The sequence below is a fragment of the Nonomuraea sp. NPDC003754 genome (genome assembly GCF_053605785.1).
On record NZ_JBSGJX010000048.1, the window covers coordinates 14,414 to 30,295 of the forward strand.

Annotated in this window: 10 protein-coding genes; 4 read left to right on the forward strand and 6 right to left on the reverse strand. The window is 70.7% G+C overall.

What is annotated here, in order from left to right:
* Positions 1-53: 53 nt before the first annotated feature.
* The 3 genes from ACWEVS_RS38820 to ACWEVS_RS38830 are packed head-to-tail and all read left to right on the forward strand — an operon-like array spanning position 54 to position 5,085.
* Complete coding sequence (locus tag ACWEVS_RS38820) at positions 54-1,904, forward strand: ABC transporter substrate-binding protein (protein ID WP_449919050.1); 1,851 nt, start codon at positions 54-56, stop codon at positions 1,902-1,904.
* A complete protein-coding gene (locus ACWEVS_RS38825) occupies positions 1,904-3,025 on the forward strand; it encodes an erythromycin esterase family protein (protein WP_452555755.1) in 1,122 nt (373 codons plus the stop codon). Before ACWEVS_RS38820 ends, ACWEVS_RS38825 begins: the two co-directional genes overlap by 1 nt.
* Positions 3,022-5,085, forward strand: a complete 2,064-nt coding sequence (locus ACWEVS_RS38830; protein WP_452555757.1) for a prolyl oligopeptidase family serine peptidase — start codon at positions 3,022-3,024, stop codon at positions 5,083-5,085. Before ACWEVS_RS38825 ends, ACWEVS_RS38830 begins: the two co-directional genes overlap by 4 nt.
* Here the strand turns inward: ACWEVS_RS38830 and ACWEVS_RS38835 are convergent.
* The 5 genes from ACWEVS_RS38835 to ACWEVS_RS38855 all read right to left on the reverse strand — a co-directional run bounded on the left by ACWEVS_RS38835 (position 5,063) and on the right by ACWEVS_RS38855 (position 11,322).
* Complete coding sequence (locus ACWEVS_RS38835) at positions 5,063-6,742, reverse strand: PucR family transcriptional regulator (protein WP_452555759.1); 1,680 nt, start codon at positions 6,740-6,742, stop codon at positions 5,063-5,065. The two genes, ACWEVS_RS38830 and ACWEVS_RS38835, sit on opposite strands and share 23 nt — an antisense overlap.
* 154 nt (positions 6,743-6,896) lie before the next feature.
* Positions 6,897-7,784: a GNAT family N-acetyltransferase gene (locus ACWEVS_RS38840; RefSeq protein WP_452555761.1), complete on the reverse strand. Its 888-nt coding sequence runs from the start codon at positions 7,782-7,784 to the stop codon at positions 6,897-6,899.
* A gap of 21 nt (positions 7,785-7,805) precedes the next feature.
* Positions 7,806-8,948 (reverse strand): M20 family metallopeptidase, encoded by a 1,143-nt coding sequence (locus ACWEVS_RS38845; RefSeq protein ID WP_452555763.1) that lies wholly within the window; start codon positions 8,946-8,948, stop codon positions 7,806-7,808.
* Between the two features lie 156 nt (positions 8,949-9,104).
* Positions 9,105-10,283, reverse strand: coding sequence for a serine hydrolase domain-containing protein (locus ACWEVS_RS38850; protein WP_452555765.1), 1,179 nt, complete (start codon positions 10,281-10,283; stop codon positions 9,105-9,107).
* Positions 10,284-10,329: 46 nt separating this feature from the next.
* Positions 10,330-11,322: a hypothetical protein gene (locus ACWEVS_RS38855; RefSeq protein ID WP_452555767.1), complete on the reverse strand. Its 993-nt coding sequence runs from the start codon at positions 11,320-11,322 to the stop codon at positions 10,330-10,332.
* 254 nt (positions 11,323-11,576) lie between these two features.
* Here ACWEVS_RS38855 and ACWEVS_RS38860 point away from each other — a divergent pair, with 254 nt between their 5' ends.
* A complete protein-coding gene (locus tag ACWEVS_RS38860; protein WP_452555769.1) occupies positions 11,577-12,302 on the forward strand; it encodes a MarR family transcriptional regulator in 726 nt (241 codons plus the stop codon).
* A 110-nt stretch (positions 12,303-12,412) separates the two neighbouring features.
* Here ACWEVS_RS38860 and ACWEVS_RS38865 read toward each other — a convergent pair whose 3' ends face one another.
* On the reverse strand, positions 12,413-15,742 hold the full coding sequence (locus tag ACWEVS_RS38865) for an NPCBM/NEW2 domain-containing protein (protein WP_452555771.1): 3,330 nt from the start codon (positions 15,740-15,742) through the stop codon (positions 12,413-12,415).
* Positions 15,743-15,882 lie beyond the last annotated feature (140 nt).

Below are 15,882 nucleotides of genomic sequence, written 5' to 3' on the forward strand. Positions count from 1 at the left end.
AAGCCGCCGGTGCATCGTCAACGCACCCCGCACACTTCTCCAGGGAGCCATCAATGAAGCACCGAGGCCGCCTCTCCGTGGCAGCCGTCGCCGCCGTCGCCGTGCTGGCCACAGCGTGCAGCGGCGGCGGTGGGAACACGACGAAGGACATCGCCGGCAGCTACACCGCCAAGCCCGTGCAGACCGGCACCCCCAAGCAGGGTGGGACCGCCACGGTCGCGCTGACCCCCGGGCTCAGCCCCAACTACATCTACCCCTACCCGCCGGCGGCCGCCAACGGGACCGTCATCGCCCGCGGCCAGCTGTGGCGCTCCCTCTACCGTCCCAGCGGCGAGGGCGACCAGGTCGCCGACGCCGAGCTGAGCCTGGCCGAGCCGCCCGTCTACAGTCCGGACCGCAAGACCGTGACCATCAAGATGAAGGACTACAAGTGGTCCACCGGCAAGCCGGTCACGGCCGACGACGTCGTCTTCTCCCTGGCCCTGCTCAAGGCGGCGCTCAAGGAGAGCCCGGCCAACTGGAGCTTCTACACCCCCGGACAGTTCCCCGACGGCGTGAGCGCCGAGGCCGCCGCGCCTGACACGCTCACCCTCGAGCTGGAGACCGCGTACAACCCGTCGTACCTGCTGTCCATGCTGACGCTGCTGTACGTGCTGCCCTCCACCGAGTGGAACATCGCCGCCACCGGCGGCCCGCACCTCGACTACAGGCAGCCGAAGAACGCCAAGGCGATCTACAAGTACCTCACCAAGGAGTCGGAGTCGCAGGCCACCTTCGCCGGCAACCCGCTCTGGCAGGTCGTCAACGGCCCCTACCGGCTCAAGAGCTTCGACCCGACGACCGGCTCGTTCTCCCTGGCGCGCAACGAGTCCTACAGCGGGCCGGGGGAGTCACGGCTCGACCAGATCGACTTCAAGGCCTTCACCTCCGCCGCCGCCGTGCTCAACCAGTTCAAGGCCGGCAACCTGACCGTCGGCACGCTGGACTCCAGCTTCGCCACCCAGATCGGCCAGCTGAAAGCCAAGGGCTACAACGTGTACGGCGCGCCCGCCCCGGCCCGGTTCGACTCGCTCGTCATCAACTTCGCGAACACCGTCAACAACTTCGACAAGGTCATCGCGCAGCCTTACGTCCGCCAGGCCCTGCAGCGGCTGGTCGACCAGCAGGGCTACATCGCCAGCCGCGGCATCTACAACGGCGCCGCCTCCCCGAACTACAGCACCGCGGGCAACGGATCCCCCTACCCGCCCGCCTTCGGCGACCAGCCGCCCTACCCCTACGACCCGGCCGCCGCCGAGAAGCTGCTCACCGACAACGGCTGGAAGGTGGCGCCGAACGGCGCCACCACCTGCGAGCGTCCCGGAACCGGGCCCGGCCAGTGCGGCGCGGACATCCCGCAGGGGCAGACGATCAGCTTCACCCTGGCCTCGGCCAGCTCCCCGGCCTTCGTCGGCGCGCGTGACGTCGCCTTCGCCTCAGCGGCCAAGAAGCTCGGCATAGAGGTCAAGATCGTGACCAAGTCGCTCAACTACATGTACGCCAACTACGGCAACACCTTCGCCCCCGCCACCAAGAACGAGTGGGCGATGCAGGACTACGGCCCCCTCTACCTGGCGGCCGGCTACCCGAGCAGCAACACGGTGTTCAACACCGAGGGCAGCTTCAATCTGGGCAGCTACAAGAACGCCGAGGTGGACAAGCTGATCGGCGCCTCGACCTTCGGGGCGGACCAGAAGGCGCTGTCGGCCGAGGTGACCAGCCTCGCCCAGGACCTGCCGGTGCTCTTCCTGCCGACCCCGCACACGCTGGTGGTGTGGAAGAACACCCTGTCGGGCCCGCAGTCGTCGTTCAACGCCCTGATCAGCTTCCTGTACACGCCGGAACTATGGTACTTCCACAGCTAGTGCGAGACCTGGCCGGCGACGCCAGGGTGGTGGCCCTCGGCGAGGGCGCGCACAACATCACGGAGTTCTACGAGCTCAAGGACGAGCTGTTCCGCCTGCTCGTGGAGGAGCACGGGTTCACCGCCTTCGTGATGGAGTCGGGCTTCGCCGAGGGGCTGGCCGTCGACGCGTGGATCCACGGCGGGCCCGGCGAGGTCGGGACGGTCGCCCGCGACGGCATCACCTACCGGTTCGGCGAGTGCGAGCCGATGCGGCGGCAGCTGACCTGGATGCGCGAGTGGAACGCCGCGAACCCGACGAAGGTCAGCTTCTACGGCATGGACCTGCCCGGCTCCTCCACCTCACCCGGACCGGCGGTGCGCGCCTGCCTCGACCGGCTGCCGGAGCTGCCCGGCGACAAGGAGCTCCGTCGCCTCAGCGACCTGGGCGGCCGGACCGAGGCGGCGATCCGCTACCAGGCCATGTCGGCCGCCGAGCGGACCCGGCTGCTCGACGGCCTCCGCGACCTGGTGGGGCGTACGGCGGCGCACGACGACGGGGTCGTGCGCCGGTGCGGGGCCTCGATCGGGGCCTTTCTCGCCGAGCTGGACGGGCCGGACGCCGGGCCGTACCCGCGCGACGTGTTCATGGCCGACACCGTGCGCTGGATCCTGGAGCGCGAGGAGCGGGTCGTCGTGAGCGCGCACAACGCGCATGTCAGGCGCACGCCGCTGCACGGCCGGCCGATGCTCGGCGGCCTGCTCGGCGATGATCCCGTCGTCATCGGGATGACGTACGGCTCCGGCCCCGAGGTGCGCTTCACCCAGCGCTCGCCGCGCCCGTTCGACTGCGACGTCTCCCTCCACGACCGCATCCTGCCGCCGAACGCCATCGAGTCGCGGCTGGAGCGCCTCGGCCCGGCCGTCGCCGCCGTCGACCTGCGCCACGAGCCGGCCGGGCTGTTCGAAGGGGTGGACGGCACGCTGGCCGCCGGCGGCCTCGACCCCGTCGACGACTTCCCTGCCGCCTACGACGCGCTCATCCACGTCCGCCGGGTGACCCGGGTCCCCGGCGCGTTCGAGCGGCTCCGAGCGGAGTTCGAGACCGGAGCCCAGTCCCCACACGAGCCGGAGTCACCGTGACCGCTTCCTACCCGCCCGCCCGCACCGTCGAGGTCTTCGAGGACGTCGCCGGCGTGCGCGTGCCCGACCCCTACCGCTGGCTGGAGAAGGAGACCGAGGAGGTGCGGCAGTGGCAGCGGCGGCAGGCCGAGCTCGCCACCGCCGCCGTCTACGCCGGCCAGGACCCGGAGGCCGTCCGCGACCTGATCCGCGCCTACGACGCCGGCTCCCGCCCGGCCCTGCCGAAGTACGCCTCCGGCCGCTGGTTCCGCGTCGCGGCTCAGCCAGGAAGCTCGGCGCCCGCGGTGGTCGTCGCGGACACGCCCTTGGGAAACGGGCGGACAGTCGTCGACCTGGCCGGATCCGGCGAGGGCGAGCACCCGCCGGTCGTGTCCTGGCTGGCGCCCGCGCCCGACGGCCGCGTCCTGGCGCTCGGCCTGTGCACCGACGGCAGCGAGCACAACACCATCCGCCTCGTCGACGTCGCCTCCGGGCGGCAGCTCGACGGCGCGCCCGAGCAGGTCCTGCACAGCGCATGGGCGGGCGGCGTCTCGTGGCTGCCGGACAGCACGGGCTTCTACTTCTTCGCGCTCACCGGTACGCCGGAGGAGTTCCGGCAGGCGGTCTTCCTCCACCGGCTCGGCGGCGCGACCGAACCGGAGCCGATCCCGGTCGGCGAGGGCTCCCGCGAGTACACGCTCGTCCAGATGTCGACCGGCAGCCGCTGGGCCGTCGCCGCCCACCGGGTGGGCAGCCCCGTCCCGGTCGCGGTGCGCGACATGTCCGGCCCCGACACGGCCTGGCGGCCCTTCGTCACCGGCTGCACGGGGACGATCGCCGGGCACATCGTGGGCGACCGCTACATCGCGGTCACCGACGTCGGCGCCCCGCGCGGCAGGGTGGTCGCCATCCCGCTCGACGCGGCCGACCCCGGCGACCCGGCCGGGTGGACCGAGCTCGTCCCGGAGGGTGACACGGTGCTGCGCTCCCTCACCCCGGTCGGCGAGCACCTCTACCTCAGCGAGTTCGACCGGACCTTCGCCAGGGTGCGCATCCTCGACCGCTCAGGAGCCGTCACCGGCGAGGTCCCCCTGCCCGGCAGGGGCGCGCTCGCCGCGCCCTTCTTCCCGCTGACCGCCCTGGCCACCGGCACGCCCGCGGCCGACTTCGTCTTCGCCTTCTCCACCCTCACCAGCTCGTGGGGCGTCTACCGGCACCGGCCCGGCGAGAGGGAACCGGAGACGCTGACGCCCCCCGCGGTCGTCCTCGACGCCGTGCTGGAGGAGGGCGAGGCCCTCGCACCGGACGGCGTCGCCGTGCCGTACCACGTGGTGCGCGGCGCCGCCGGTGCGCCGGCGCCGGTGCTGATCTCCGCGTACGGCGCGGCCAACGTGCCGCTCCTGCCGCAGTACCAGCCCGACCTGGCTGCCTTCGTCGCGGCAGGAGGCGTGCTGGTTCAGGCGTACCTGCGCGGTGGCGGCGAGTTCGGCCGCGACTGGTACCTGGCCGCGCACCGGGAGCGCAAGCACGTCCGCGACGCCGACCTCGTCGCGGTCGCCGAGCACCTCCTCGCCACCGGCCTGACCACCTCCGACCGGCTCGCGCTGACCGGCGGCTCCGACGGCGGCCTCATGTGCGGGATCGCCGTCACCCGGCGGCCCGAGCTGTGGCGTGCGGTCCTGCCGAGGGCCCCGCTGCTCGACCTCATCGGCGGCACCCGCGACCCCTACCTCGACTTCGTCATCCGCAAGGCGTGGGCGGACCCGGACGACCCCGCCGAGGTGCGGCGGCTGCTCGGGCTCTCGCCGTACCAGCTGGTCGAGCCCGGCGTCTTCCCGGCGGTCTACCTGCAGGCCGGGGCGACCGACCCACGGTGCAGGCCCTGGCACGCGCGCAAGTTCGCCGCGCGCCTGCAGGCCGCGCAGCAAGGGGTGGCGCCGATCCTGCTGCACGTCTTCGAGGACGCCGGCCACGGCGCGGCGACCGCCCACGACGTCGCCGTCGCGCAGGACGCCGAGTGGCTGGCGTTCCTGATCGGCACGCTCGGCCTGCGGGGCGTCAGCCGTCCGGGGCAGACCTGATCGACATCAGGCGCAGCTGCAGCATGGCCGACAGCCGCGCGCCCGGGTCTCCGAGGTCGAGCCGGCCGACCTCGGCGGCCCGGCGCAGCCGGTAGCGGAAGGTGTTGGGGTGCACGTACATCGCGGCCGAGGCCACCGCGACGTCGCCGAAAGCGTCGAGCCAAGCCCGGAGCGTCGCGACCAGGCTGGTCTGGTGCTCCTTGTCGTAGGCGACGATGCGTGCGACGGCCCCGCTGGGGATGTCGCCGCGCGGGACGAGGTCGGCGAGTTCGATCAGCAGTGCCTCGACGTGCACGTCGTCCAGGCGGGCCACCTGCTGCCCACCGACCCCCGAGCGCAGGACGCGCAGGGCGCGCTCGGCCCCCGACCGTGACCGGGCGAGCGCCGAGCTGTCAGCGGCGAGCGGCCCGACCCCGATCAGCGGGCGCAGCCGCGAGCCGACGCGGGCCAGGAACTCGGCGGCGATCCACACCGCGCGCTCCTCGGTGTCCTCGCGGTTCTGCTCCCTGCTCTGCGGCAGGGGCAGCACGCCGAAGGCGACGTCGCCGATGAGCGCCGCGGCGGCCCGCGGGTGCGCCGCGGACAGGTGCATGGCGAAGGCGTCGGCCAGCCGCTTGCGCTCGGTGGCCAACTGGGCGGGCAGCGGGTGCTCGGCCGCCGAGCCGACGACGGTCAGCGCGAGGACGACCGCGGGCTCGTCCTTCAGTCCGAGGCGGCGGACCGCCTCCAGCGCCCCCGGCCCGCTCTCCAGGGCGGTGCTCAGCAGCTCGGTCCGCAGCCGCCGCTCCATGTCGGCGTCGGCGCGCTGCCACACCATGTGCATGGCGACCAGCTTGGACGCCTCGTACAGCGCCTCGCTGCGCTCCTCGTCCAACGGTTCGGGGACGACCACCCAGATCGTGCCGAGGATCTCGTCCCCGGCCCGCACCGCGATCGCCGCCCGGGGCAGCTCCGGCGGCAGCGCCGGGTCGACCGGCTCGGGCAGGGGCGCCACGTAGACGGGCCGGTCGCTGCGGTAGATCGCCTGGAACACCCCGCGCTCCTCCAGGATGCGCGTGTAGTGCTCAGGGACCTGGCAGCCCAGAATCGTCTGGACCCGCGAGTGGTCGGCTTCCTCCTGCCGGCTGGAGAAGGCCAGCAGCCGGGAGTTGCGGTCCTCGATGGTGACGGGCGCGTCGAGCAGCGCGGCGATGGCATTGGCGACCGCGAACAGGTCGCCGGAACTGATCCGGCCGACCGTGTGCGCGTCCGCGCCGTCCAGCCCGCCGCCCTCGGCGGTCAGCGACCGGAGCATCCCCGCCAGGTGCGTCCATGACGCGCCGCGCGCGAAGGACAGGACCGTCACCCCCGCCTCGCGCGCCGCCGCGACCAGATCGTCGTCGGGCACGACCGGCGCGCGGACCACGAGGCCGACGGCGTCGTGCCGGCCGAGCTGGGTCACCACCCGGGCGAGGTCGGCCGGGTCGTGCAGGCCGACGCCGAACACCAGCGCGCGGCTCGGCAGCTCGGGCTCGTCGAGCGGGTCGTAGATGACGACGCCGCCGACATCGCCGGCCTGCTCGACATCGCCGCAGACGACGTCGAGCAGGGTAGAACCGAGTTCCTCCAGAACGCGGGCGAGGCTGGCTCGCGGGAGGCTGGTCACGGGGACAAGCACGCGCCCGAAGCTAGCGCAGCGCGGGCGGGTCGGCGTTCGTTCTGCATGACCAAAGGATGCTATCCGGTTCGTCGGGCCGGACCGGGCTCAGGAGAGGGGTACTCACTCCGGGGCGACCGTCACCTCATCCGGCGACTGCCAACCCCGAGGAGCTTCACGGTGATTCCCGCCGGTCCACGATGTACCACCCCGCGCGGTCGAAACCGCGCACCCGCGCGCCCTCGGCGAGCAGCTCGCCGAGCACGTCCCGCAGCGCCGTACGCCACTGGGCGGCCAGCCCCGGGTCGTGGGCCCGCAAGGTCTCGATGTCCCCGGGGACGCCGACCAGCACGGTGCGCGTGTCGGCGCGGCAGGCGACCGGCCCGCCTCTGGGAGAGACGCCCAGCGCCACGGCCGCCTCCGCCGCGCGGGCGGAGGCCGCGTCGGCCGGCCTGGGCAGGCCCGCGCTGGCCGCCACCGCGGCGTGCGACTCCAGCCGCCACCGCACCAGCACCCGGTCGGTGTCGTCGCTGCGGTTGATGTCGTCGTCCATCGGGCCGTAGAAGTTCGGCAGGTACTCGTCCGGGTCGGCGGCCAGCTTGGTGATGTTGAAGTAGGCGTTGCGCCGGATCAGCGGGTCATAGGTCCAGCACACCTCGCTGACGCCACGTGACATGGCCCAGGCGCGCTGGTGCAGCTTCAGCGCGAAGCCGACGTTGCGTCCCTGCACGCGCGCCAGCACCCCCGCGATGTGACTGTGCAGGGCCTCGCGCGCGGGCGGGGAGAAGAAGCCGAAGCAGGCGCCCACCAGCTCGTCCCCTTCGAAGGCGCCGCTGACGTAGCTGCCCGCCTTCGCCATCGCCCGCAGCAGGTCGGCCGTCACCGGCGGGTTGTTCTCACCGGTACGCCAGATGCGCTCGTACAGGCGGCGGACGGCCTCGAGCTCGACGACGCTGTCCAAAGGGCGGATGTGGATGCCCGCGCTTCGCGCGGCCGCCTCGGCTGCGGCGTACGCCAGGTCGACGGGCCCGGACCCGCGACGGTCGCGGATGAGATCAGTCACGCCGGCCATGGTTCCAGCCGGTCAGGTCCTGTAGCTGGTCGGCGGGCACGGGAGGACGGCTCCCGGTTCGTCCGAGTGGACAACTTCCGCGCTTGCGAGCAGTTCGGCGACCAGGGCGGCGAGCAGCCGCGTCCGCCCCGTGAGCTCCGCCACGACCACGTGCTCGTCGTCGGCGTGCGCCCCGCCGCCGACCGCGCCCAGCCCGTCGAGGGTCGGTGTGCCCACTCCCGCGGTGAAGTTCCCGTCCGAGGCGCCGCCGACGGCGAGCGAGGTGAGCGGGCCGATCCCGAGCGTCGCCGCGAGCCTGCGGGCCCGCTCGAACAGGTCCGCCGACGCCGCGGCCTGGAGCGGAGGCCGGTTCGGACCGCCCCTGATCACCAGTTCGGCGCCGTCCAGCGCGGGCCGCAGGCCCAGCATCGCGGTGTGGACGCGGATCTGCTCGGTGGCCTCCCAGACCCGGGCGTCGACCTCGAAGCGCGCCGACCCGGGCACGGTGTTCACCGTGGTGCCCGCCTCCAGGCGAGTCGGAGTGACGGTCGTGCCCAGCGCGGGATCGCCCAGCCCGGCCACGGCCACGACCTGGCGGGCCAGTTCCACGGAGGCGTTGACGCCGCGCTCCGGCTCCAGTCCCGCGTGCGCGGCCCGTCCCCGCACCAGCACCTCGTAGCGGGAGACGCCCTTGCGCGCGGTCTTCAGGGCTCCGCCGGGCCCGGCGGCCTCCAGGACCAGCGCGGCCGAGCACCCGCGGGCCTCGTCCTCGATGAGCTCGCGCGAGGAGAGGGACCCGGTTTCCTCGTCGCCGGTGACGAGCAGGGTCACGCCGTCCAGGTCGTCCAGCGCCGCCAGCGCGTGGAAGGCCATCACCAGCCCGGCCTTCATGTCGAAGCACCCGGGCCCGCGCAGCAGCCCGTCGCGGACCTCGAAGGGATGCGTCCGCAGCGAGCCGACCGGCCAGACCGTGTCGTGGTGCCCGAGCAGCAGCACCCGGGGCTCGCCGCCGAACCGCCAGCGCAGGTGGGTGTGGCCGTCCACCACCACCCGCTCCCCTTCCGCGCCCAGGAGCCGGGCGCCGACCTCGGCGACCACCTCGGCGCTGCGGGCGACCGCGGCCATGTCCTCGGACGGGGACTCGCAGCGCACGAGCCGCTCGATGTCGGCGATCATCGCGGCTGCGGCGGCATCTTCATTTCCTGATCGGCGCATCGCTCCAGCATGGCGAAGCGCGGCGGGCGTGGCGCTGTCCGGCCGGCCAACATCGGCGCGTCCCGTTGGGACTCCGCGATGAACGGGGCGCCACGAGTCCTACGGCGTGGTCGCGGGTCATCGGGACGTGGCCGGGCAGAACTCGGCCGACAGCGTGTCGGTGAAGACGCTCAGGCCGCTCCAGTCGCCGTTGACCTGGCTGGTCAGCAGGTGGTTGCCGTTGCGGGTGCCCATGGCGTAGGTCCACGATCCGTAGGTCGCGCCGGCGTTGCCCCAGACGGTGACGCCGCACGGCAGCCTCTGGGAGAAGACGCCGAGGCCGTAGCGGGTGCCGGGGATCCACGGGACGGGGCCCTTGGTCTCGACGGTGGTGAACATCTCCTGTTGCTGGGCTGCGGGCAGCAGGCGTCCGCCGAGCAGCTCGCCGAAGAAGCGCTGCAGGTCACCGGTGGTCGAGATGATGCCGCCTGCGGCCCAGGCGAAGGACTGGTTCATCTCGGTCGCGTCGTGGATCTCGGGCTTGGAATCGGAGGAGAACAGGGTGGAGTAATGCGCCGGGTGAGGGCCGCGGATCTTGGGGTCGGTGCCGGGCAGTGACGTGCCGGTCAGGCGCAGGGGGCGGATGACGGTCCTGGTGAGTTCCTGGGCGAAGGTCCTGCCGGTGGCCCTTTCGACGATCATGGCGGCCAGGAAGTAGTTGGTGTTGGAGTAGAGGAAGCTCGTGCCCGGCTTGAAACGGGGCGGGGTGGCCAGGCCGATCTCGACCAGTTGCCCGGGGGTGTAGGTGTCGTAGCGGTGCTCGAACCAGGCGGCACCCACGCCCTTGGCGAAGAACTTCTCGTCGTTGCCGTAGTTGGAGATGCCGCTGGTGTGATTGAGCAGCTGCCGGACGGTGATCTCACGGCCGTCGTAGCCGTTGCCCGCGACCAGACCGGGCAGCCACTGCTCCACGGTGTCGTCCAGGCTCAGCCTGCCCTCGGCCACCAGCCGCAGGACCACGGTGGCGGTGAACGCCTTGGTGGTGCTGCCGATCCGGAACCGCTCGTGCGGCTGACGCTTGCGGCCGGTCCTGGTGTCGGCCACGCCTGCCGAACCGAACCACCTGCCGCGGCGGTCGCGGACTTCGGCGACGATGCCCGGAGCGCCACCGTGGGCCACGGCGTTGTCGAGAGCGCGTTGTACGCCGGCGTGGTCGGGGACGGGCGATGCGGCTGTCGCGGGTGCCGTCAGGACGCCCCCAGCGATCAACACGGTGGCGAGGAACAGCCCGCCCTTGGCGGAAGCGGACGGTGTCATGTCAGTTCTCCTTTGGAGGTTCGGTTCTCAAGGTCAGGGGAGGTCGTCAGGGCGCCGGCCGGAGGCGCTCGGGGGTTCCAGCGGGTACGGCGCCCGCGCGCCTGGCGGTGACGATCACCCCTGCGGTGGTGGCCGCCGTGAGGAGCAGCACCGCGGCCAGGGCGAGAAGGGTGATCCTGTCCGGGTGGATCAGGGACTGGCCGCGCCAGGCCTGCCAGGTCACGGCCGCGACCAACCCGGTGTAGCCGAGGGCGCCGCAGCCGACGAGGCGAGCACGGACCTTCTCGGCGCGCAGCCAGGCGTGCTTGGCGGCCAGGGCGGCCAGCACCGCGGTGAGCAGGAGCAGCACCTGGATGCCGTGCAGGGCGGCGAAGTGCGGTACCCGGAAGTCGCCGCCGGTGACGCTCCAGCCGGTGAGAGGCATGCCGTGGCCGTCCGGGTCGCCGATGCCGTGGCCCTGGTACATCGGGATCCGGGCGCCGTTGGCGTCGGTCACCGTGCGGGGGTGGATCTCGGCGACCAGCCAGTAGACCGGCACCAGCATGCCGAAGACGGCCAGCGCCAGCCCGGCGCGGATCGCCCGGTTCACCGCGGCCCCGCCGGTGCGCTGGATCAGCACGACGACCGCCAGGATCAGTTGCGTGATCAGGATGATCATTACGCCGTAGGTGAGGATGGGCACCAGAGCCAGCGTGACCCGATCGCTCTGGTCGGCGTTGAAGTGGCTGAAGGTACCGCGCGCCGCCTGGGCGGTGATGGCGCCGACCTCCACGGTCGCGGCCAGCGCGAAGACGGTGCCGATCCACCAGCCCAGCCGCCTGCCCTTGCGCAGCCTGGTCAGCAGCCAGGCCAGCGTGCCTGCGTAGAGAGCGAAGGCGAAGCCGAACTTGAGCGGCTTGACCCACACCGGCTCATCCAGCAGGGTCCGGCCGTCGACGACGAGCCCGACACCGGCGGCGAGCATCACAGCCAGCATGAGGAGCGCGCAGACCACCAAGGGACGGTGCCAGGTGCGCACAGGGGTGAGGAGGGAAGTCATGAGGGGGCTCCGATCACGGCTCGACAGTTTGCGAGCAGTCCGTTCGCTCATTCGCGAATGACTAAAAGCTAGCTTGCTTTCACCAAAGCGGCAACAAGCTAGGCGGCTGGTAGTCATATCTGCGCAGCTCAGAGCCCATTAACTCTTGCAATGAGAATGAAGGTGAGTGCAAAACGAAGCTGGTGACTTGCAATGGAGTGTTGGCGAACGCAATACTGGCCATACCGCGAGACGTGACACGGAAGGCAGGAGCGATGCCCGGAGGCAGGCTGACCCACCAGGACCGGCAGAAGATCGCCGAGGGGCTGGCCGGCGGACTCACCTACACCGAGATCGCCGGCGATCTGGGCAGGCCCATCTCCACCATCACCCGGGAAGTGGCCCGCAACGGCGGCGCCGGCGGCTACCGGGCCGACCAGGCACAGCGGGCGACCCAAGGACGCGCCCGCCGCCGCAAGCCGAACTCGGCCAAGCTTCCGCCCGCCGCCGTCGACGCGCACGGGCGCGATCCCGAGTCGGTTCACGAACTGGAGGAACAGTTCACCGCGATGATGGTCGGCACGGGGCTGCCGCGGATGACAGCCCGCGTGCTCACCTGCCTGTACGTCACCGACAGCGGCAGCATGACCGCTGCCGAGCTCGTCCGGCGCCTCCAGGTCAGCCCCGCCTCCATCTCCAAGGCCGTCGGCGAACTCGAACAGCAGGAGCTCATCAGGCGCGAACGCGACCCCCATCGCCGCCGCGACCGGTACGTCATCGACGCCGACGCGTGGTTCCGCGGCTGGATGGCCAGCGCCCGCCAGAACACCCTGCTGGCCGACTTCGCCCGTCAAGGTGCCCAGGTCCTCGGCACGGCCACACCCGCCGGCACGCGGATGCACGACATCGGCCACTTCTTCGAGCACGTCGGCCAGGCCATGATCCAGGCGGCCGAGGAGTGGCGGCAGACCCATGCCGCCAAGCGCGCCGCACAGGGCTAGCACGGCGGAGCGTCGCCGCGCTCACCAGCGGCATCGGCGCGAGGAACGGGCCGTCGTGGGCGCGACTCCGGCGGGTCGCCCTGGAAGGGCTCCCCGCCGGGTCCTGCGCATCATGACACCAGCTTTGCTCCCGCCCAGTCGGCGTGGTCGCTGTTGATCCCGTCTCCCGCGTCCGTCACCTTCAGCACCAGCGAGGTGACCCCGGCCACGCTGACGTCGATGGCGGCCGCCGCGCTGGACGGAGTCATCGCCGATGGACTCTCGTACAGCTTGACGCCGTCGCCCCAGACCTCGAACCTGACCGTCGCGTTCGCGCCGACCTCGTCATCGACCCCGACATCCGACCGGAACCGGGAATAGGCGCCGTTCAGGAGGTAGGTGATGCTGCTTGTCGCATGCGTGCCCAGCCCCTTGGCGTACGTGGTCCCGTTCAGGGTGATGGTGTGCCCGTCGACGCTCCGGTCCTTGTGAAGGGTGCCCCACCCGATGGTGGGGGTACCGGTCCAGTTCAGATCGCTGAGGAACACCGCGGCGCCGCCGGAGGTGGTGACCATGACCGCGTTGCTGGCACCCGACACGTTCCCGGCGGCGTCCTTCGCCTTCACCGTGAAGGTGTACGACGTCGCGGCCGACAGCCCGGTCGCGGTGAAGCTCGTGCTCGTGGACGAGCCGGCCGGCGCCGTCCCGCGGTAGATGTCGTAGCCCGTCACCCCGACGTTGTCGGTCGGCGCCGTCCAGGTCAGCTGGACACTGCTCGACGTGACGTTGCTCGGCGCCAGGTTGGTCGGCGCCGCCGGCGCCTGGGTGTCCGCACTGACAAGTCGAGCGTTCGCCCAGTCGGCGTGGTCGCTGTTGATCCCGTCTCCCGCGTCCGTCACCTTCAGCACCAGCGAGGTCACCCCGGCGATGCTGACGTCGATGGACTGGGTCGGGCTTGAGGCCGTCAGTGCCGACGGACTCTCGTACAGCTTGGCGCCGTCGCCCCAGACCTCGAACCTGACCGTCGCGCCTGCCGAGACCTCGTCGTCCACGCCGACCTCCGCCTGGAACTTCGCGTACCCGCCGTTCAAGGTGTAGGTGATGGCGCTGTTGGCATGCGTGCCGATGCCCTTGGCGTAGGAAGTCCCGGCCAGCTTGATGGGGTTCGACCCGACGCTTCTGTTCTTCTGAACAGTGCCGAAATCGGTCACGGCGTTGACCCAGGTGAGATCGCTGAGATCGGCTGTCTGGCCGTTTCCGCTGATGGCCGTGGTGACACTGACCGCGTCGCTGGCCGTCGAGGTGTTGTCGGCCGCGTCCTTCGCCTTCACCGTGAACGTGTACGGCGTCGAGGCGGAAAGGCCGGTCGCCGTGAAGCTCGTGCCCGTCGACGAACCGATCAGCGTAGTGCCGCGGTAGACGCCGTAGCCGGTCACGCCGACGTTGTCGGTCGACGCCCCCCAGCTCAGATCCACGCTGTTCGAGGTCACCTTGCTCGCCGCGAGGCCGGTCGGCGCGGTGGGAGCCGTGGTGTCACCCCCTGCGCTTCCGGCGGTCGCGGTCACCGACGCGCCGGCGGCCACCGGCACCGCCACGTACGAGACCGTCCGGCCGTACAGCGACTTGGTCTGCGGCGTCTGCGGGGTGCCGTTCACGCTGATCGACGAGAGGGTCCCGTAGAACTGGGCTTCCCAGGTGATGGTGGAGCCGGAGTTGTTGGTCAGCGTGGAGGCCGTCGTGCCGGTGTGCTTGAGCTTGAGGTCGTTGCCGCCGACCTTGAGGTGGTTGATCTCCACCCACGGCACCTCAGCGGTCAACCGCGGGACGGTGGTCACCTTGTTGTGCGGGGCGTCCGGTTGCACGCCCATCATGCCGTCGATGATGCTGCTGACCACCATGAACGAAACTTCCGGATATCCGTTCTTGTCGGCCATGAGCTTCTTGAGCCACGCCCAACCCTCTGAAGGCCGGTTGTACTGGTAGTACATCTCCGGCAGATAGGAGGTCGCCTCGACATTCAGGTCGTCGTCGTTGGCGGCGATGAAGTCCAGGTAGTCGCTGGTCCTGGCGCCGTGGTCGCCCAACCCCGTCAGCATCATCAGGAAGCTGGCCTCATGCCCCCAACTGCTGTAACCCTTGCCGTCGGCGTCCTTGCCGCGGATGTAGCGGTTGGTCGCCGAGTCCCACCAGTTTCGCTCGAAGTGGTCGCGTACCCGCTGGGCGCGCTGGGCCCACTTCGTGCTGTTGGCGTTGTCGCCCTTTTCCTTCAGGATCGCCGAATACGCGATCATCGACTGGTACTGGTAGCCCAGCGCGTCGGCGGCGGAGACGAGATGTTCGTTCGGGAACTCGAAGAATGTCGCCGTGTATTCGCCGGGCTGCATCCTCGCGACCGGCTGCTCGCTGGAGGGGTTCGCGTCGTTCCACGTCACCTCGTGGTTGGTCAGGAACGAACCCATGGTCGAGTCGTAGTACGCCGAAAGGGTCGGATCGTTGATCCAGTTCTGGTTTCCCGTCCACTGGTACTGCTTGTAGGCCTTGGCCATCACGTTGAACGGCGACGGCAGTTCCCTGAATCCCGTGCCGTCGACGTAGTACATGCTCCCGTAGGAGCTGTGCGCCCAGAGCGGCCAGCCGTTCTGGCCCGGATCGTCGGCATCGCCGGCGAACGTCTTCAGCATCGCGAAGGTCTCGTTGTCCAGGCCGAGCGCGTGCGCGCCATCCGACTGGTGGGCGATGTCCCTGTTGTAGAAGGCCTCCCGGTTCACGTAGGAGCCCCAGTAGCCGGGCACCACCGTGGTGTGCGTGGAATCCTTCAGCCGCCACCACTCGGCTTCGTGCCCCATCATCGGGTTCCCGGGATAGAACGTCATACCTAAAGCCCGGTTCTTGCCCCAGGCGAAGCCGTCGTTCAGTGCCGCGTTCGGCGAATCGATGCTCAGCGTGCTGGTCGGCGGACCCACGTGCTCCTGGATCGTGATCTTGTCGACGCGCGGTGTCTCGCCGGCGGACGCGGCCGTCAGCTTGATGGTGTCACCGTTGTTGAGCGTGATCTTGCTCGACGTGCGGGTGTCGATGTTCGCGGGATCGGTGTAGTCGCGACCGTTTCGCTGAGCCGTGGCCCACGAATCCACGGTGGTGGAATTCACCGCGAGCGTGTAGGTGACTCCGCCCGCGGTTTTGCCGTTGTAGCGCGTGATGAGGTCGTAGGTGCCGGCGGCGCCGCTGAATGCCTTGGTGGCGCTGCTCGACTGGCCGGAAACGCCCTGGATGTAAGTCACGGTCTCGACCGGCGTGCCGTTGAAGATGTGCTCCACGCTGGCGGTCGAGAAGTTGGACAGCGCCATGCTCTCGGCCTCGACAACGTACGGCCCCGCCGCTTCGGCGGGTGATGCGGGGACGGCGGATACGGCCAGGGCTGAAGCCAGTAAGGCCAGGAGCGCATGGGTGAGGCGGCGCATCTGACATCGATTCCTTTCGGCGAGGAAGCCGGAGCGATGCGTTGGAAGATGTTGAACTATGGGGCCTATTGAGTGCTTCACAAAGATCAATGTCAACAGTTGTTTAGTTGGGGGAGGGCGGCTACCCTCGCGCGGGCCCA